Here is a 15,436-nt window from a genome sequence, read left to right as displayed (position 1 = left end):
CAAGGCCTGAACCAGGACGAAAAGAGAAAAACAATGAAATTCCTCGATCAGGCCAAGGTCTATGTGCGTTCCGGCAATGGCGGTGCGGGCTGCGTCTCTTTCCGAAGAGAGAAGTATATTGAGTATGGTGGCCCCGATGGCGGCGACGGTGGCAAAGGCGGTGACGTCGTGGTGGAATGTGTCGATGGTCTCAATACGCTCATCGACTACCGCTACAAGCAGCATTTCAAAGCTGGCACTGGTATTCACGGCATGGGTAAGAACCGGACGGGCGCGCATGGTGACGATACCGTTTTGAAAGTCCCGGTGGGAACCCAGATCCTCGAAGAGGACAACGAAACCATTATCGCCGACCTGACAGAGATTGGTCAGAAAGTGCATCTGCTACGCGGCGGTAACGGTGGTTTCGGCAATGCCCACTTTAAATCTTCGGTCAACCAGGCGCCGCGCCGGGCCAACCCAGGACTTGAAGGTGAGGAAAAATGGATCTGGCTGCGTTTGAAACTGATTGCTGATGCCGGGCTTGTGGGATTGCCCAATGCCGGCAAGTCGACCTTCTTGTCGACCGTATCTGCGGCCAAACCGAAAATTGCCGACTATCCTTTCACGACGCTGCACCCGAACCTCGGCATTGTCCAGATCGACGGCAACAGCTTTGCCATGGCTGATATTCCCGGCTTGATCGAAGGTGCCCATGAGGGCACCGGTCTCGGCGACCGCTTCTTAGGTCATGTTGAGCGCACCCGTGTTCTTCTTCATCTAGTAGATGGCTCGGGTGAGGAAGATCCCGGCGAAGCTTACAAGGTGGTGCGCGGTGAGCTGGAAGCCTATGGCGCGGGCCTGACCGACAAGCCTGAGATCGTCGCCTTGTCCAAATGTGATGCCTTGAACGAAGAGCTGATTGCGGATCAAGCAGCCAGTCTGGAAGCCGCTTGCGGCCAAAAGCCCCTCATTTTATCTTCGGCGAGTGGTCTGAATGTCGACCGGGCGCTGCGCATGATCGTGCGCGCGATCGACCGGGACAAAGAAGAAGCTGCCAATCAGGTGCCTGCGCCTGAGCAGGAGGGATGGCATCCGTAATGTCGGATCTGCGGACCCTGAAGACCCACAGCCGGATTGTGGTCAAAATCGGCTCGGCGCTGCTTGTCGAGGACGGTGCGCTGAAACGCGACTGGCTGGAAGCGCTGATTTCAGATGTCGTCGGTCTTCTTGAGGCTGGGGCGGAAGTTCTGCTGGTGTCCTCCGGCTCGATTGCGCTCGGTCGTGGCGTTTTGGGATTGCCCAAGGGACCGCTGAAACTGGAAGAGAGCCAGGCAGCAGCGGCTGCTGGTCAAATTGCGCTTGCCAAAGCCTATGCGGATGCGCTGGACGCCCATGGACGCAAGGCTGGACAGATTCTGTTGACCCTTGGCGATACAGAAGAGCGGCGGCGGTATCTCAATGCCCGCGCCACGATCGGCACGTTGTTGAAGCTTGGCGCGGTGCCGATCATCAACGAAAACGATTCCGTTGCGACCTCCGAAATCCGGTACGGCGACAATGACCGTCTGGCAGCCCGCGTGGCGACCATGGCGAGTGCTGATTGCCTGGTGCTCTTATCCGATATTGATGGCCTTTACACAGCGCCGCCGCAGCAGGACCCGTCCGCGGTCTTCCTGCCGGAAGTTCCCAGAATTACGGGCGAAATCGAAGCGATGGCCGGCAGTGCCGGCTCAGAACTGTCGCGCGGCGGCATGAAAACAAAGATCGACGCCGGCAAGATTGCGACCGCTGCTGGCACCTCTATGGTGATTACGTCCGGCAAGGAGCTTAATCCGCTCAAACGCCTGGATGAGGGCGCGCGGGCCACTTGGTTCCCGGCACTTGCGACACCGGCCAGTGCCCGAAAGGCCTGGATCGGTGGCACATTGGAGCCGCGCGGTCAGATCGGTCTGGATGCTGGTGCAGTGAAAGCACTGAAATCCGGCAAGAGCCTTCTCCCTGCCGGTGTGACGACTGTAAAAGGTGCCTTTAGCCGCGGGGATGCGGTGAAGGTTCTGGGACCTGAAGGCGCCGTGATCGGTCGTGGATTGATTGCCTATGACATGGAAGAAGCGCAATTGATTGCCGGGCGCAACAGCCGGGAAATTGAGGCCATCGTCGGTTATCCGGGGCGCGCGGAAATGATCCACCGGGACGATCTGGTCCTGGAAGATGGCTTTTTGAACGGAACAAGTTAAAAACACCACATAAGGCGGTGAATGAGAAAATCGCCAAACAGGAGTTGAAGGAATGTTGGATAAGGTTGAGGCATTGTCGACGGAAGCTTTGATGGCGGAGATCGGCACACGCGCGCGGGCTGCTGGCCGGGTGCTTGCCAATGCCCCAACCGAAGCCAAGAACACGGCTTTGCTTTCAATGGCAAAGGCTGTTCGGGCAGCGATCCCAGCTATCCTTGAAGGCAACGCCAAAGACGTTGAGGCGATGAAGGCCAATGGCCAGACCGCTGCGTTCTTGGATCGTGGCACCTTGAATGAAGAGCGCATCGAAGCGATAGCCAAGGCACTGGAAGACATTGTTGCGCTCGAAGATCCCGTCGGCAGCGTGATGGCAGCTTGGGACCGCCCGAACGGCCTCAAGATCGAACGGGTTCGCACACCGCTTGGCGTAATCGGGGTGATCTACGAGAGCCGGCCGAATGTGACCGCCGATGCCGGAGCGTTGTGCCTCAAGGCAGGCAATGCGGTTGTTTTGCGTGGCGGTTCCGACACCATCCACTCCAACAAGGTGATCCACGCAGCGCTGCAAAAGGGCCTTGCGGAGGCAGGCCTGCCGGAAGATGCGATCCAGATCGTGCCGGTGACTGATCGAGCAGCCGTCGGTGAAATGCTGCGCGGGCTGAATGGCAATCTGGATGTGATCGTTCCGCGTGGTGGCCGCAGTCTTGTCGAGCGCGTTCAGACCGAAGCGCGTGTGCCTGTCTTTGCGCACCTCGAAGGTCTGGTGCATATCTTTGTCGATAAAGCCGCAGACTTGGAAAAGGCCGTCGCAATCGTGAAGAATTCCAAGCTCCGCCGGACGGGTATCTGTGGTGCACTGGAAACGCTGCTTGTGCACGAAGATATTGTTGAAAGCCATCTGCCGGCCATCCTGAATGCCCTCAACGAAGGCGACTGCGAAATCCGCGGCGATGCCGAAGTTCAGAAGATTGGCTCAGGCGTATTGGAAGCGAGCGAAGAGGATTGGTCGACGGAGTATCTGGACAAGATTCTCTCCGCGATGATCGTGCCGGATCTTGATGCAGCGATTGCGCATATCGCTAAATACGGGTCCAATCACACCGATTGCATCATCACTGAAGATCAGGCTGCCGCTGACCGGTTCCAGGCAGAAGTTGATTCCGCGATTGTATTGCACAACGCCTCGACTCAGTTCGCCGATGGTGGCGAATTCGGCATGGGCGCAGAAATCGGCATTGCCACCGGGCGGATGCATGCCCGCGGGCCGGTTGGAGTCGAACAGCTCACCAGCTTCAAATACAAAGTGCATGGGACGGGCCAAATTCGTCCATGAGCAAGTCTTCCTCCAGCCAGGCCCGAAGTCGGGACTGGCTGAAACTGCCACATTGTGAAGCGGGCAATCGTATCGGGATTTTCGGTGGGTCGTTCAATCCACCGCATTCCGGTCACAAGATGGTGGCGGACACGGTTTTGAAACGGTTGGGCCTGGATCAGGTCTGGTGGTTCGTCACTCCTGGCAATCCGCTCAAGAGCCACTCAGATCTTGCGCCGCTGGAAAACCGGTTGCAACAGACACAGTCACTGGCCAACCATCCGCGGATGAAGGTGACCGCGCACGAAAAAGTGCTCGGCACGCCCTATACGGCCAAAACGCTTCAGGCGCTGCGCTCCCGGAACCCGGCTGTGCGATTCGTTTGGGTCATGGGTGCTGACAATTTGGCCGATTTCCACCGCTGGCAGGATTGGCGGGGGATATTGGGGGCAGTGCCAGTTGCCGTGGTCGACAGGCCCGGCGCATCTTTATCTGTCATGTCCTCGCCAATGGCAAAAGCCTTTGAAAAGCATCGCCTTCCGGAAGAAGACGCCGCATTGTTGCCAGAAATGGAACCGCCGGTTTGGACATTTTTGCACACGGCGCTCGACCAATCTTCGTCAACAGATTTGCGGCAACGTTCGAGCCGTTAACGCTAAACATCCTTGTGAAAACTCTGTTGTCTTGAAATTGCCCAGTGGGACGCGGTATTATGTTAATTGATCGCCGGAGGAAGCGATCGTGTACCGATGAACCGGTCCTGGCGCCAAAACGGGTGACGTACAAAGCCGAACCATCAAGTTCGTGACGACGTTGGACGCAGGACAGAAACCAAAGTGAAAGGCACTCCACCTGACTATGTCCATTGAAAGTGGGCGGACAGATATGTCCACTCCTCTGAAGGCTTCCGTAGGCGCAGACCTTGCGGCAGGCCTCCTCGATACGGTTCTTGCGAGCTTAGAAGATTCCAAAGCCGAGGACCTCGTTACTCTCGACATCGCAGGAAAAAGTTCCCTGGCAGATCACATGGTGATTGTGTCCGGACGCTCCCATCGTCATGTTGGGGCGATTGCGGACCATGTGCAGCGCGATCTGAAATCTGCAGGGCACGGCAATCCAACTGTGGAAGGCCAGACCACTTGCGACTGGGTACTGATTGATGCAGGCGATGTGATCATTCACATCTTCCGTCCTGAAGTTCGTGGCTTTTACAATCTGGAAAAGATGTGGGCCCCGGAAACGGATGAAGCTCCGCAATTCATCGGCTAATCCCGGATCGAGGTTCTAAACCAAGAATCTCGTGACATTGTCGACGCAGCCGTAACACCGGAATTTATCCGGCGGGGATTTTATGCGCTTCTCACTCATCTGCATTGGCCGCATGAAAGCGGGTGCAGATAAAGATCTTTTCGACCGTTATCTGGACAGAGCGCGTAAGGCTGGACGCGCGCTCGGCGTCACTGATGTTACGATCACCGAATTGCCAGAAAGCCGTGACCAGCGGGCAGAAGACCGCAAAGCCGAAGAGGCAAAGGCGATCCTTCAGGCGGTGCCGTCAGGTGCCAAGCTTGTGGTATTAGATGAAAACGGGAAGAACCTAACCAGTCCAGCGTTCTCAGGGCGTCTGGAAACCTGGAAGGATGATGGCATCCCAGACATCGTTTTTGCGATCGGTGGAGCCGATGGGCACGGGCAGGAGATGCTTGCGCGCGCAGATCTAAAGCTCGCTCTGGGCGCGATGACCTGGCCGCACCAAATTGCCCGGATACTGCTGGCCGAACAGATCTATAGGGCGATCACTATTCAGTCTGGGCATCCATATCATCGAGTATGACACCGCATTATCAACGGATGAATCTCACGGTTTTCCCAAACACAAAAGTTTGCCAGCATATCGCCGCATTCCCAGCGTAGAGAAAAAACGGCTGCAATTGGTGGACAAATATTGCTGCATTAACGAATTGGATACCAGGGTAAACGGTTCGTTAACACGATGACGGTATCGCAAATTGTAGGCCGAATGGGAGTTAGAGGCACGTTGATAACAGATCCGGGCAGGGGTGTGCTATTCGCGCTGAAGGAGCTTGGCAGAGCCAAGTTGTTCCTTGGCGGTATCGTGATGTGCGCAGCTTTAGGCCCGTCGACTGCAGTTGCAACGGAGCAAACAGATCCGGAAACGGTCGAAGTTAAGGCCAATTCACCTGAAATTGAAGCGGCCATCGCCAAAAGAGATCTGCGGGAAAAGGAACTTGCAGCCCTCACGTCCGACATTACCGTTTCAGCCGACAGGCAGGCCGCAATTGCCCGGGAAATCCAAACTTTGGACCGGGATCGGGATACGCTGAACGCCAAAATTATCAATACGGCCGATACCATCCGCGGGCTGGAAACGGAGTTGACCGACACCGAACGGCGCCTGCGCAGCCTCGGTGAAAATGAAGATGCGGTCCGCCTGTCCTTGATTGCGCGCCGGGATGTCCTCGCTGAAGTGCTCGCGGCACTTCAAAGAATCGGCCGTCGGCCGCCGCCAGCGCTCGCTGTCCGGCCAAGCGATGCATTGTCGGCAGTTCGCAGCGCGATTCTGTTAAATGCGGTGATGCCGGAACTGAGGGTAGAAACCGAGGCGCTTGCGGCCGATCTTGAAGAATTACAACGGCTTAAGGCTGTCATTGCTAAGGAAGAACGCCGTCTTCGCGGCGATGCAATGCGATTGGCTGAGGAAAAGTCGCGGCTTGAACTTCTCCTGAGCGCCAAAAGGCTGGAACATACTAAAACAGTTCGAGTCCTTGCAGATGAGAAACGCCGGGCTGAAGAATTAGCCGCCAGGGCAGGTTCACTCAAGGAACTGATTGCAGATTTGGAAGCTGAAATCGACAGCGCACGCGAGGCGGCGGAAAAATCCAGACAGGCGGCCTTGAAAACTGGCCGGACAAGATCGCGTGAATTTGATCCGTTCTCCGATCCAGGCCGTTTGGCTCCGGCAATTGCGTTTCAAGACGCCCTCGGCCGATTGCCGCAACCTGTCTCGGGAACGGTGCTCAAGGATTTTGGGCAGGAAGACGAATTCGGCGGCGTAACGGAAGGCCAGTCGATTGCAACACGTCCGGGGTCGAATGTGACCTCGCCAGCGGATGGCTGGGTGGTTTATTCAGGGCCGTTTCGGTCTTATGGTCAGCTCTTGATCCTGAACACCGGAGACGGATACCATGTTCTCCTGGCCGGCATGGACCGGATAGATGCAGAGCTGGGGCAATTTGTTTTGGCCGGGGAACCGGTTGGCGTTATGGGGGCAACGCAATGGGCTAGCGCCTCCACATTCGGTTTGGGCTCGACCCAGCCGATATTATATGTTGAATTTCGGAAGGACGGCCGTGCGGTCGATCCCACCCCGTGGTGGGCGCGCACAGAAGAAGAAAAGGCTCGCGGATGATACGGAAAGCTTCCTTGCTGCTGGCAGGTGCCCTGATGGGGGCAGCAGCTGTGACCACCTTGTCCCAAATGCCGTTCCATGTTTCGGCGGAGGCCAATGCCGCTGCAACGGATACGTACCGGCAATTGAATCTGTTTGGAGATGTCTTTGAACGGGTACGGTCGGATTATGTGGAAGTTCCTGATGATGCTCAGTTGATTGAGAGCGCCATAAACGGGATGCTGACCTCCCTTGATCCGCATTCCAGCTATATGTCGCCAAAGAGCTTCCGCGACATGCAAGTTCAAACCCGTGGCGAGTTCGGCGGTCTCGGCATCGAGGTGACCATGGAAGATGGTCTGGTGAAGGTGGTGTCGCCGATTGACGATACGCCTGCAGCCAAAGCAGGTGTTCTGGCGGGTGATCTGATCACACATATCGATGGCGAACAGGTTCAGGGCCTTACCTTGAACGAAGCCGTGGAAAAAATGCGTGGTCCGGTTAACACCGATATCGTGGTCAGCATCCGCCGTGATGGCCGCGTTGAACCGCTTGAAATCACGATCACGCGCGACATTATCCGGATCCGTTCGGTACGCTGGCGCGAAGAGGATGATATTGGGTATGTCCGCGTAACCCAGTTCAACGAACAGACCTTCGATGGCCTGAAAAAGGGCTTGGAAACAACTGCAGAGAAGATCGGTAAGGACAAGCTGAAGGGCTTTGTCATCGACCTGCGCAACAACCCAGGTGGATTGCTGGATCAGGCCATCGCGGTATCCGATGCGTTCTTGGATCGCGGTGAGATTGTTTCGACCCGTGGCCGTGAAGCTGAAGAAACTCAGCGTTACAATGCCCGCGCTGGTGACTTGACCGGTGGCAAGCCTGTGATTGTTCTGGTCAATGGCGGGTCTGCGTCTGCTTCTGAAATTGTTGCAGGTGCTCTGCAGGATCACCGCCGGGCCACCATCCTTGGGACGCGGTCCTTCGGTAAAGGGTCTGTCCAGACGATTATCCCCCTTGGGGCCAATGGCGCGATCCGTCTGACAACCGCGCGGTATTACACACCCGCTGGAACGTCCATTCAGGCTAAGGGCATCGTGCCGGACATTGAAGCGCTGCAGGAACTGCCTGAAGAACTCGTCGGCCGGGTCAACACAAAGGGCGAAGCGGGCCTGCGTGGCCACTTGGAAGCTGACGGCGAAGAAAAATCCGGCAGCCAGGCTTATGTCCCGCCGGATCCGAAAGACGACACTCAGTTGAACCTTGCGTTGGATCTCCTCCGTGGCGTTCAGGTCAACAGCGCGTTCCCGCCGATTGCGGACACGGCAGCGGTTCCGAACTAAAATTTCAAGGCGCGCCGGTTACGGCGCGCTTTTCCATTCGTTCTGCGTATCAAATAACAACGATCGAGCCGGCAACCCGCCGGCCAAAAGGCTCCGGACGGTATGGCGAGCGAAGATCTCACAGCTCCCTTAGGAATGGGAAAACGGCGGCTGGTCAGGCTACCGTTTGGTTTGATTGGTGCGGGTTTGATAAGTGTCGTTTTCACAACGGCGCTTATTTGGATTCTAGTGGTTGACGATCCTCTGGGCGGCGAACCGGTCGCGGTTCTGCCTCTGGACGAAGTTGTTGAAGGGATCACCTCGCAAGATATTGAAGTTGTTGAGATCCGGCCAACAGTCGGAGGGGAACTTGGCCCGAATTTACGCCCACAGAACGGCGGAGATTTCCTTGGACCGCGCTATGAAATGATCATCCGTCCGGATGGGCTGAAATATGACGCGCCAATCACGGGACTGGCGATCAATCCAGACACCAGAGTGAGTGAACGGTCCGATTACGGCTTCTTGCCAATGATCAGTGACGCCGGTGTGCGCCCGCTTGATGCTTATTCGCGGCCAATCGCGACGGAATTTACGTCCATTCCAAAAATTGCGGTCGTTATCACGGGGCTCGGCTTGAGCGAAGCTGGAACACAAAACGCGATCGACCGTTTGCCGCCCGATGTGACATTTGCATTGGCGCCCTATGGTTCGGACCTTGATCTTTGGATGCAGCAGGCCCGGATGAAAGGCCATGAACTGTTGTTGCAAATCCCGTTGGAACCCTTTGATTTCCCGGACAATGATCCAGGGCCACATACGCTGCTTGTCAGTTTAAAGCCGGCAGAACTTCTCGACAGACTGGCGTTTTTGCTGACACGGGTCACCAACTATGTCGGTGTCATTGGTGAGATGGGCGCACGGTATACATCGATAAAACCATCCATGCAGTTTCTGCTCGAAAAATTGAAATCCCGCGGGTTGATGTTCGTTGACAATGGGACGACATCGCGCAGCATCGCAGGCGAAGTGTCCGCTGACGTTCGCATGCCCTTCAGCGGGGTTGATGTGGTGCTTGATGAAGTCCCGCGTGAGAGCAATATCGATGCAAAGCTGCTTCAGCTGGAGAGTGTGGCCCGGGCGCGCGGATTTGCGGTTGCTGCCGGTTCAGCACTACCGGTCACAGTACGTCAACTGGAAGAATGGGTTCAGGATCTGGAGCAGCGTGGCCTGCAGCTTGTCCCAGTCAGTGCAACGATTGACCGGGAAAACAAATAGCATCCGGTATTTCGAACGAGGTTTTTCGTGACAAAATTGGATTTTGGACCAGGGTATCCTGAAGCTGTGGATGGCCTGCCGTACCGGCCGTGTGTCGGCATTATGCTGATTAACCGCCAGGGCAAAATCTGGGTCGGCAGCCGGTCTCAAGAAGCGAACAAAAACGGTTACGATTACAAGTGGCAGATGCCGCAAGGCGGCATTGATGCCGGCGAAACGCCAGAAAAAGCAGCACGCCGCGAACTTTATGAAGAAACATCAATCCATTCGGTGACACTTTTGGAAGAGGCGCCAGAGTGGTTTGCCTATGATTATCCGGATGAAATCCTGCGCAACACGCGCAAAGGAAAACACCGTGGACAAGCCCAAAGGTGGCTGGCCTACCGGTTCGATGGGTCTGATGACGAAATCAATATTTTGACGCCGCCAGATGGCCATTCGGCTGAGTTTGATGACTGGCGTTGGGAAGATGTCTCCCGTGTTCCTGATCTTATCGTGCCATTCAAACGGCCAGTTTATGAAAAGGTCGTCGCAGCTTTTGCGCACTTGACGATCTGACCTGAAAAAATATCTGCAATGTGAACAGCTTGTCTTAGGGTCTGTTGAGTATCAGGTTTCGGGCATGGCGCGACGTGTATTCGGCCGCTGAAAAGGAAGAGGGACCGCTGTGGAGTAACCTCCTCAAGGGCCCACTGACGCTTTCAGTGGCCGAATACACTGCGTCCTGAAAGGGATATGGCGAAAATCGCCCGGCTCCATGGCGCAAAGCCTTGAAAAGGCGCAGCCTTTCCGGCGGCATTGCTTCTCAATCCGAACGATTTTCGCTCATACCATGCTCCAAATCCTGATACTCAACAGACCCTAAAGCGTCAGCTTTAGAGCGGCAATTGTCGTTTTTCAAACAGAAAGGCCTGGTCCCGGCGAATAACATCCGGCCAACGAAATCATTCCGGGAGTAAACGCCAATGTCTTTCGGCAAGGGGCTTTCACGCAAGCCGTCCCAGCCAAAAGGGCGTCAATTAGAAGATGCGGCTTTGGCCGAGGTTCGGAACCTGTTGGGGGATGAGCCGCGCCGCCGCGATCTGTTGATCGAGCATTTGCATAAATTTCAAGACGCCTATGGCTGTCTGGAGGCCCGGCACATGCGGGCACTCGCAGCAGAAATGCGTCTGTCTCAAGCCGAGATCTACGAAGTCGCGAGCTTCTATCATCATTTCGATATCGTTCGTGAGGATGAGACCAAACCAGCGCCTGTGACCGTGCGGGTATGCGACAGCATTGCTTGTTCCCTGAAGGGGGCTGATGAACTGGCTGCAGCGTTGGAAAGTGGCGTTGACCCCAAAAACGTTCGCATCCAGAAAGTGCCGTGCATCGGCCGCTGTGCCAGTGCACCGGCTGTTCAGGTTGGCAAACGGGCTGTCGACAACGCCAGTGAAATGTCCGTTCGCGCGACGTTGTTTGAAGGCTCTGTTGACCCTGTCATTCCGGAATACACAAAACTCGATGCTTACAAGTCTGCCGGTGGCTACAATGTGCTTGAGCGCATACGATCCGGTGAGTTGGCTGCGGCAGATATAGCGGACATGGCGCTCGCAGCCGGTTTGCGCGGCCTGGGTGGCGCGGGCTTTCCGACCGGTACCAAGTGGAAAATCGTCAATGATTTGCCAGGCCCGAAATATCTGACCATCAATGGCGATGAGGGCGAGCCGGGTACGTTCAAAGACCGCTATCATCTGGAAAGTGACCCGCACCGGCTCTTGGAAGGAGCGCTGGTTGCGGCCCATGCGATTTCAGCTGATCGCGTTTATCTTTATATGCGTGATGAATATCCAGCGGTTCTTGAAATCCTGAAGACCGAAATCGCCGCTTTACGGGCTGCAGGAATCATCACCTCAATCGATATCGAATTGCGCCGTGGCGCTGGTGCCTATATCTGCGGTGAAGAAAGCGCGATGATCGAATCGATCGAAGGCAAACGTGGCCTGCCGCGCCATCGCCCGCCGTTCATTGCCCAGGTTGGGCTCTTTGGCCGTCCAACCCTCAATCACAATGTTGAGACCCTCTTTTGGATCCGAGACATTGTTGAAAAAGGGCCTGAATGGTTCGCCGAACAAGGCCGCCGGGGCCACAAGGGCTTTCGGTCGTTTTCGGTGTCCGGACGGGTCAAGGAACCGGGTGTAAAACTGGCACCTGCCGGGATCACCATGAATGAGCTGCTCAACGAATTCTGCGGCGGCATGGAAGAGGGGCACAGCTTCAAGGGCTATCTGCCTGGCGGGGCGTCTGGCGGTATACTGCCTGCGTCCCTCGCTGATGAGCCGCTCGATTTCGGTACGCTCGACAAACACGGTTGTTTCATTGGGAGCCACGCGATCGTTGTTTTTTCCGATCAAGACGATATGCGCGATGCCGCGCTCAATCTGATGCGTTTCTTCAAGCACGAAAGCTGCGGTCAGTGCACGCCATGCCGGTCGGGCACGGACAAGATGGAACAGCTTCTGGCGAATGGCGATTGGGACAAGAACAAGATCGCCGACCTGGATGCGGTCATGCGGTCCGCCTCAATTTGCGGTCTGGGACAAGCGGCGAGCAACCCAGTGGCCTCCGTGCTAAAATTCTTTTCCGAGGAGTTTTAGCAGAATGATCATTCGTCCTGTCGTTGCCGATGACTTGGACCGTTTTGCTGGCTTGATTACCCAGATGGAACACCACTACGGCGGAGATATTGACCCCTTGGTGGTGTCCGAGCGCCTGAACAGACGATTTCAGGAGTATGCGGATCTGGTGTTTCTGATTGCCGAAGACGGGGACGCCCTCTTGGGGCACGCGACTATGTCGCCGTTGTTTCCGGCTGGCCAGACCAATCCGGCCTATTTCATCAAAGACATTTTCGTCACAGAAGCCGCACGTGGGCGCGGGGTTGGCGAAGCCTTGTTGAGGGCCTGCGCAAAAGAGGCCAGAAAACGTGGTGCACCGAGACTGGATTTGACGGTGGATGCGAACAACCCGGATGCGGCCCGGCTTTATGAGCGCCTTGGTGCGGTGGATACACAAAAGCGGTATTTGAGGTGGGGCGAAGACACCCTTGATGCGCTGGCAGGAGAGACCCTGAATGACTGAGCAGATTACCTTCTCTCTCGACGGCAAAACCGTAACAGCTGAAGATGGTGAGACCATCTGGCAAGTGGCCAAACGCGTAGGCGTTGCCATTCCGCATCTGTGCCACAAGGATGCAACGGGTTATCGTTCTGACGGCAATTGCCGCGCCTGTATGGTCGATGTTGAGGGCGAGCGTACTTTGGCCGCCTCCTGTATCCGGACACCCGCGGAAGGCATGGTGGTTCAAACCGCCACTGAGCGGGCGTCCAAAGCGCGCGAGATGGTCTTCGAATTGCTGGCGTCCGATCAGCCGAGCCGCGATCAACACCCTGATCCGGAAAGTGATTTCTGGAAGTGGTCTGATGCGGTTGGTGTCACATCCAGCCGCTTTGCGCCTTGTGAAAAGCCAGCGCAGGACATCTCCCATCCGGCAATCGCGGTCAATCTCGACGCCTGTATCGCTTGTAATCTGTGTGAACGGGCCTGCCGGGAAGTCCAGGTCAACGATGTCATCGGCATGGCCGACCGCGGTTCGCATGTTGCGCCTGTCTTCGATCTGGCAGATCCGATGGGGATCTCCACCTGCGTGGCCTGCGGGGAATGCGTTTCTGCCTGCCCGACCGGGGCGCTGATGGAAAAGAGCCTGTTGGACGCTACCGCGACGACCAGAGAAGTCTATCCGGAAGAAACCATCGACAGCGTTTGCCCGTTCTGCGGGGTCGGTTGTTTGACTTCTGTCTCGGTCAAAGACGGCAAGATCGTCAGTGTTGAAGGCCGCGATGGCCCGGCAAATGAAAACCGCCTCTGTGTGAAGGGCCGTTTCGGTTTTGACTATGTGTCCAGTCCGGAGCGGCTGACCAAACCACTCATCCGCCGGGATGATGCGCCCAAACGCGGCGATATCTCCATGACCCTCGACAACTACCTGGACGTCTTCCGGGAGGCGACTTGGGAAGAGGCGCTCGATCGGGCGGCAAATGGTCTGAAAACGTCTTTCGACGCCAAAGGTGGTGCAGGCATTGCGGGTTTTGGCTCTGCCAAGGGCTCAAACGAAGAGGCTTATCTTTTCCAGAAGCTGATCCGGCAGGGGTTCCAAACCAATAACGTCGATCACTGCACGCGGCTTTGCCATGCTTCGTCTGTGGCTGCGCTGATGGAAGGCATTGGTTCTGGGGCAACGACAGCACCATTTAATGCCGCAGAAGACGCCGATTGCATGATTGTGATCGGTGCGCGGCCGGAACAGAACCATCCGGTGGCCGCGACCTACATCAAGCAGGCAGCGAAAAACGGCACCAAGCTGATTGTCATGGATCCGCGTGGTCAAGGCCTGATGCGTCATGCCGATTACAGCCTGGTTTTCAAGCCGGGGACGGACGTTGCCATGCTCAACGCCATCCTCAATGTGATTGTGACTGAAAAGCTCTATGACGAGCAGTATATCGCGGCTCATGTTGATGGTTTTGAAGCGCTAAAGGAGAAAATCCAGGACTTCACTCCGGAAGCCATGGAGCCGGTCTGCGGCATTGAGGCCGGCACTCTGCGCGAGGTGGCCCGGATTTACGCCACAAGCCCGCGTTCGATCATTTACTGGGGCATGGGTGTTTCCCAGCATGTGCACGGCACGGACAATGTCCGCTGTCTGATTGCTATGGCGCTGACCACCGGTCAGATTGGCCGTCCGGGAACCGGCCTGCACCCGCTGCGCGGTCAAAACAACGTGCAGGGCGCATCTGATGCCGGCCTGATCCCGATGGTGTTTCCGGATTACCGCTCGGTTGAGAACGCCGATATCCGCGCGGAATATGAAGATGCCTGGGGACGGACGCTCGATCCAGTGCGAGGGCTGACGGTCGTTGAGATCATGGACGACATTCTGGCCGGCGGCATCGAGGCGATGTACATTCAGGGTGAAAACCCGGCAATGTCAGACCCGGATCAGAACCACGCCCGCAAGGCACTGGCCAGCCTGAAGCATCTGGTTGTCCAGGATATTTTCCTGACTGAAACCGCCTGGCATGCGGATGTGATCCTGCCGGCGTCCGCTCATGCGGAAAAGCTCGGCACCTACACAAATACTAACCGCCAGGTTCAGATTGGTCAGCCATGTGTGCCTATGCCAGGTGAGGTTCGGGCGGACTGGGAGCTGATCATCGAGATTGCCAACCGCCTCGGCTTGAACTGGTCCTACGATGGTGTTCCGGCAATCTACGAAGAAATGCGGTCCCATATGGCATCGATCCAGAACATCTCGTGGGAGCGTCTGGAGCGGGAAGGCACAGTAACCTACCCGGCGGACAGTCCGGACACGCCAGGTAACGAAATCTTGTTTGGTCAATCGTTCCCGACTTCCGATGGCCGCGGCAAAATCGTCCCGACGGATCTTGTGCCGCCGGATGAAACTCCGGATGAGGACTTCCCGCTGGTTTTGACCACGGGCCGGATGCTGGAACATTGGCACACTGGAGCAATGACCCGCCGGGCGGCCGTCCTGGATGCCATAGAGCCGGAACCCGTTGTTTCGATGAACCCGCGTGACATCAAGCTTCAGGGGCTGGAAATCGGCCAGCAGGTGACGGTTGAAACGCGCCGTGGCGCGATCACACTCACGCTCCGGGCTGATCGGGATGTTTCGGCGGGCATGCTGTTCATTCCGTTCTGCTTCTTTGAAGCCCCAGCGAATTTCTTGACAAATCCGCAGCTGGATCCCTTTGGCAAGATCCCAGAGTTCAAGTTCTGCGCCGCACGGATATCCGCGGCAGAACATCAGCAAGCGGCCGAATAGGCTGGAGCA

At 56.5% G+C, this 15,436-nt stretch carries 13 protein-coding genes; all 13 read left to right on the top strand.

Going from position 1 to position 15,436, the window contains the following annotated elements; translation table 11 throughout:
* Positions 1 to 33 precede the first annotated feature (33 nt).
* The 13 genes from obgE to fdhF all read left to right on the top strand — a co-directional run bounded on the left by obgE (position 34) and on the right by fdhF (position 15,427).
* Complete coding sequence (obgE, locus tag ACOOFE_RS23885; RefSeq protein WP_420412354.1) at positions 34 to 1,080, top strand: GTPase ObgE; 1,047 nt, start codon at positions 34 to 36, stop codon at positions 1,078 to 1,080.
* Entirely contained in the window at positions 1,080 to 2,219 is a 1,140-nt protein-coding gene (gene proB / locus ACOOFE_RS23880) for a glutamate 5-kinase (protein WP_420412353.1), read from the top strand. Before obgE ends, proB begins: the two co-directional genes overlap by 1 nt.
* Positions 2,220 to 2,271: 52 nt before the next feature.
* Positions 2,272 to 3,552, top strand: a complete 1,281-nt coding sequence (locus ACOOFE_RS23875) for a glutamate-5-semialdehyde dehydrogenase (protein WP_420412352.1) — start codon at positions 2,272 to 2,274, stop codon at positions 3,550 to 3,552.
* Positions 3,549 to 4,184, top strand: a complete 636-nt coding sequence (locus ACOOFE_RS23870) for a nicotinate-nucleotide adenylyltransferase (RefSeq protein WP_420412351.1) — start codon at positions 3,549 to 3,551, stop codon at positions 4,182 to 4,184. Before ACOOFE_RS23875 ends, ACOOFE_RS23870 begins: the two co-directional genes overlap by 4 nt.
* A gap of 232 nt (positions 4,185 to 4,416) precedes the next feature.
* Positions 4,417 to 4,800 carry a ribosome silencing factor gene (gene rsfS / locus ACOOFE_RS23865; protein WP_141183740.1) on the top strand — a complete coding sequence of 128 codons (384 nt, stop codon included), beginning with the start codon at positions 4,417 to 4,419 and terminating at the stop codon, positions 4,798 to 4,800.
* 82 nt (positions 4,801 to 4,882) lie between these two features.
* Positions 4,883 to 5,365, top strand: a complete 483-nt coding sequence (rlmH, locus tag ACOOFE_RS23860; RefSeq protein WP_420412350.1) for a 23S rRNA (pseudouridine(1915)-N(3))-methyltransferase RlmH — start codon at positions 4,883 to 4,885, stop codon at positions 5,363 to 5,365.
* A 228-nt stretch (positions 5,366 to 5,593) separates the two neighbouring features.
* Entirely contained in the window at positions 5,594 to 6,961 is a 1,368-nt protein-coding gene (locus tag ACOOFE_RS23855) for a murein hydrolase activator EnvC family protein (RefSeq protein WP_420412349.1), read from the top strand.
* Complete coding sequence (locus ACOOFE_RS23850) at positions 6,958 to 8,286, top strand: S41 family peptidase (RefSeq protein ID WP_141183738.1); 1,329 nt, start codon at positions 6,958 to 6,960, stop codon at positions 8,284 to 8,286. The genes ACOOFE_RS23855 and ACOOFE_RS23850 overlap by 4 nt, the downstream gene beginning before the upstream one ends.
* Before the next feature lie 102 nt (positions 8,287 to 8,388).
* Positions 8,389 to 9,543, top strand: coding sequence for a divergent polysaccharide deacetylase family protein (locus ACOOFE_RS23845; protein WP_209010864.1), 1,155 nt, complete (start codon positions 8,389 to 8,391; stop codon positions 9,541 to 9,543).
* A gap of 27 nt (positions 9,544 to 9,570) precedes the next feature.
* The gene (locus ACOOFE_RS23840; RefSeq protein ID WP_420412348.1) at positions 9,571 to 10,101 is read left to right on the top strand and encodes an RNA pyrophosphohydrolase; all 531 of its coding nucleotides are present in this window, start codon (positions 9,571 to 9,573) and stop codon (positions 10,099 to 10,101) included.
* 407 nt (positions 10,102 to 10,508) lie between these two features.
* A complete protein-coding gene (locus tag ACOOFE_RS23835; protein ID WP_420412347.1) occupies positions 10,509 to 12,179 on the top strand; it encodes an NAD(P)H-dependent oxidoreductase subunit E in 1,671 nt (556 codons plus the stop codon).
* A gap of 4 nt (positions 12,180 to 12,183) precedes the next feature.
* Complete coding sequence (locus tag ACOOFE_RS23830) at positions 12,184 to 12,663, top strand: GNAT family N-acetyltransferase (RefSeq protein WP_420412346.1); 480 nt, start codon at positions 12,184 to 12,186, stop codon at positions 12,661 to 12,663.
* Positions 12,656 to 15,427, top strand: a complete 2,772-nt coding sequence (gene fdhF / locus ACOOFE_RS23825; RefSeq protein ID WP_420412345.1) for a formate dehydrogenase subunit alpha — start codon at positions 12,656 to 12,658, stop codon at positions 15,425 to 15,427. The genes ACOOFE_RS23830 and fdhF overlap by 8 nt, the downstream gene beginning before the upstream one ends.
* Positions 15,428 to 15,436: the final 9 nt, after the last annotated feature.

Origin of the sequence: Roseibium sp. (assembly GCF_965216085.1) — a bacterium.
Taxonomy (GTDB): Bacteria; Pseudomonadota; Alphaproteobacteria; order Rhizobiales; family Stappiaceae; genus Roseibium.
Note: the sequence above shows the minus strand (reverse complement) of the source record. Positions and strands in the feature narration are given on the sequence as shown.

Bases quoted from the DNA above. Each gene is read 5' to 3' on its own strand.
- obgE (WP_420412354.1), top strand. From the start codon at position 34: ATGAAATTCCTCGATCAGGCCAAGGTCTATGTGCGTTCCGGCAATGGC.
- proB (WP_420412353.1), top strand. From the start codon at position 1,080: ATGTCGGATCTGCGGACCCTGAAGACCCACAGCCGGATTGTGGTCAAA.
- ACOOFE_RS23875 (WP_420412352.1), top strand. From the start codon at position 2,272: ATGTTGGATAAGGTTGAGGCATTGTCGACGGAAGCTTTGATGGCGGAG.
- ACOOFE_RS23870 (WP_420412351.1), top strand. From the start codon at position 3,549: ATGAGCAAGTCTTCCTCCAGCCAGGCCCGAAGTCGGGACTGGCTGAAA.
- rsfS (WP_141183740.1), top strand. From the start codon at position 4,417: ATGTCCACTCCTCTGAAGGCTTCCGTAGGCGCAGACCTTGCGGCAGGC.
- rlmH (WP_420412350.1), top strand. From the start codon at position 4,883: ATGCGCTTCTCACTCATCTGCATTGGCCGCATGAAAGCGGGTGCAGAT.
- ACOOFE_RS23850 (WP_141183738.1), top strand. From the start codon at position 6,958: ATGATACGGAAAGCTTCCTTGCTGCTGGCAGGTGCCCTGATGGGGGCA.
- ACOOFE_RS23845 (WP_209010864.1), top strand. From the start codon at position 8,389: ATGGCGAGCGAAGATCTCACAGCTCCCTTAGGAATGGGAAAACGGCGG.
- ACOOFE_RS23835 (WP_420412347.1), top strand. From the start codon at position 10,509: ATGTCTTTCGGCAAGGGGCTTTCACGCAAGCCGTCCCAGCCAAAAGGG.
- ACOOFE_RS23830 (WP_420412346.1), top strand. From the start codon at position 12,184: ATGATCATTCGTCCTGTCGTTGCCGATGACTTGGACCGTTTTGCTGGC.
- fdhF (WP_420412345.1), top strand. From the start codon at position 12,656: ATGACTGAGCAGATTACCTTCTCTCTCGACGGCAAAACCGTAACAGCT.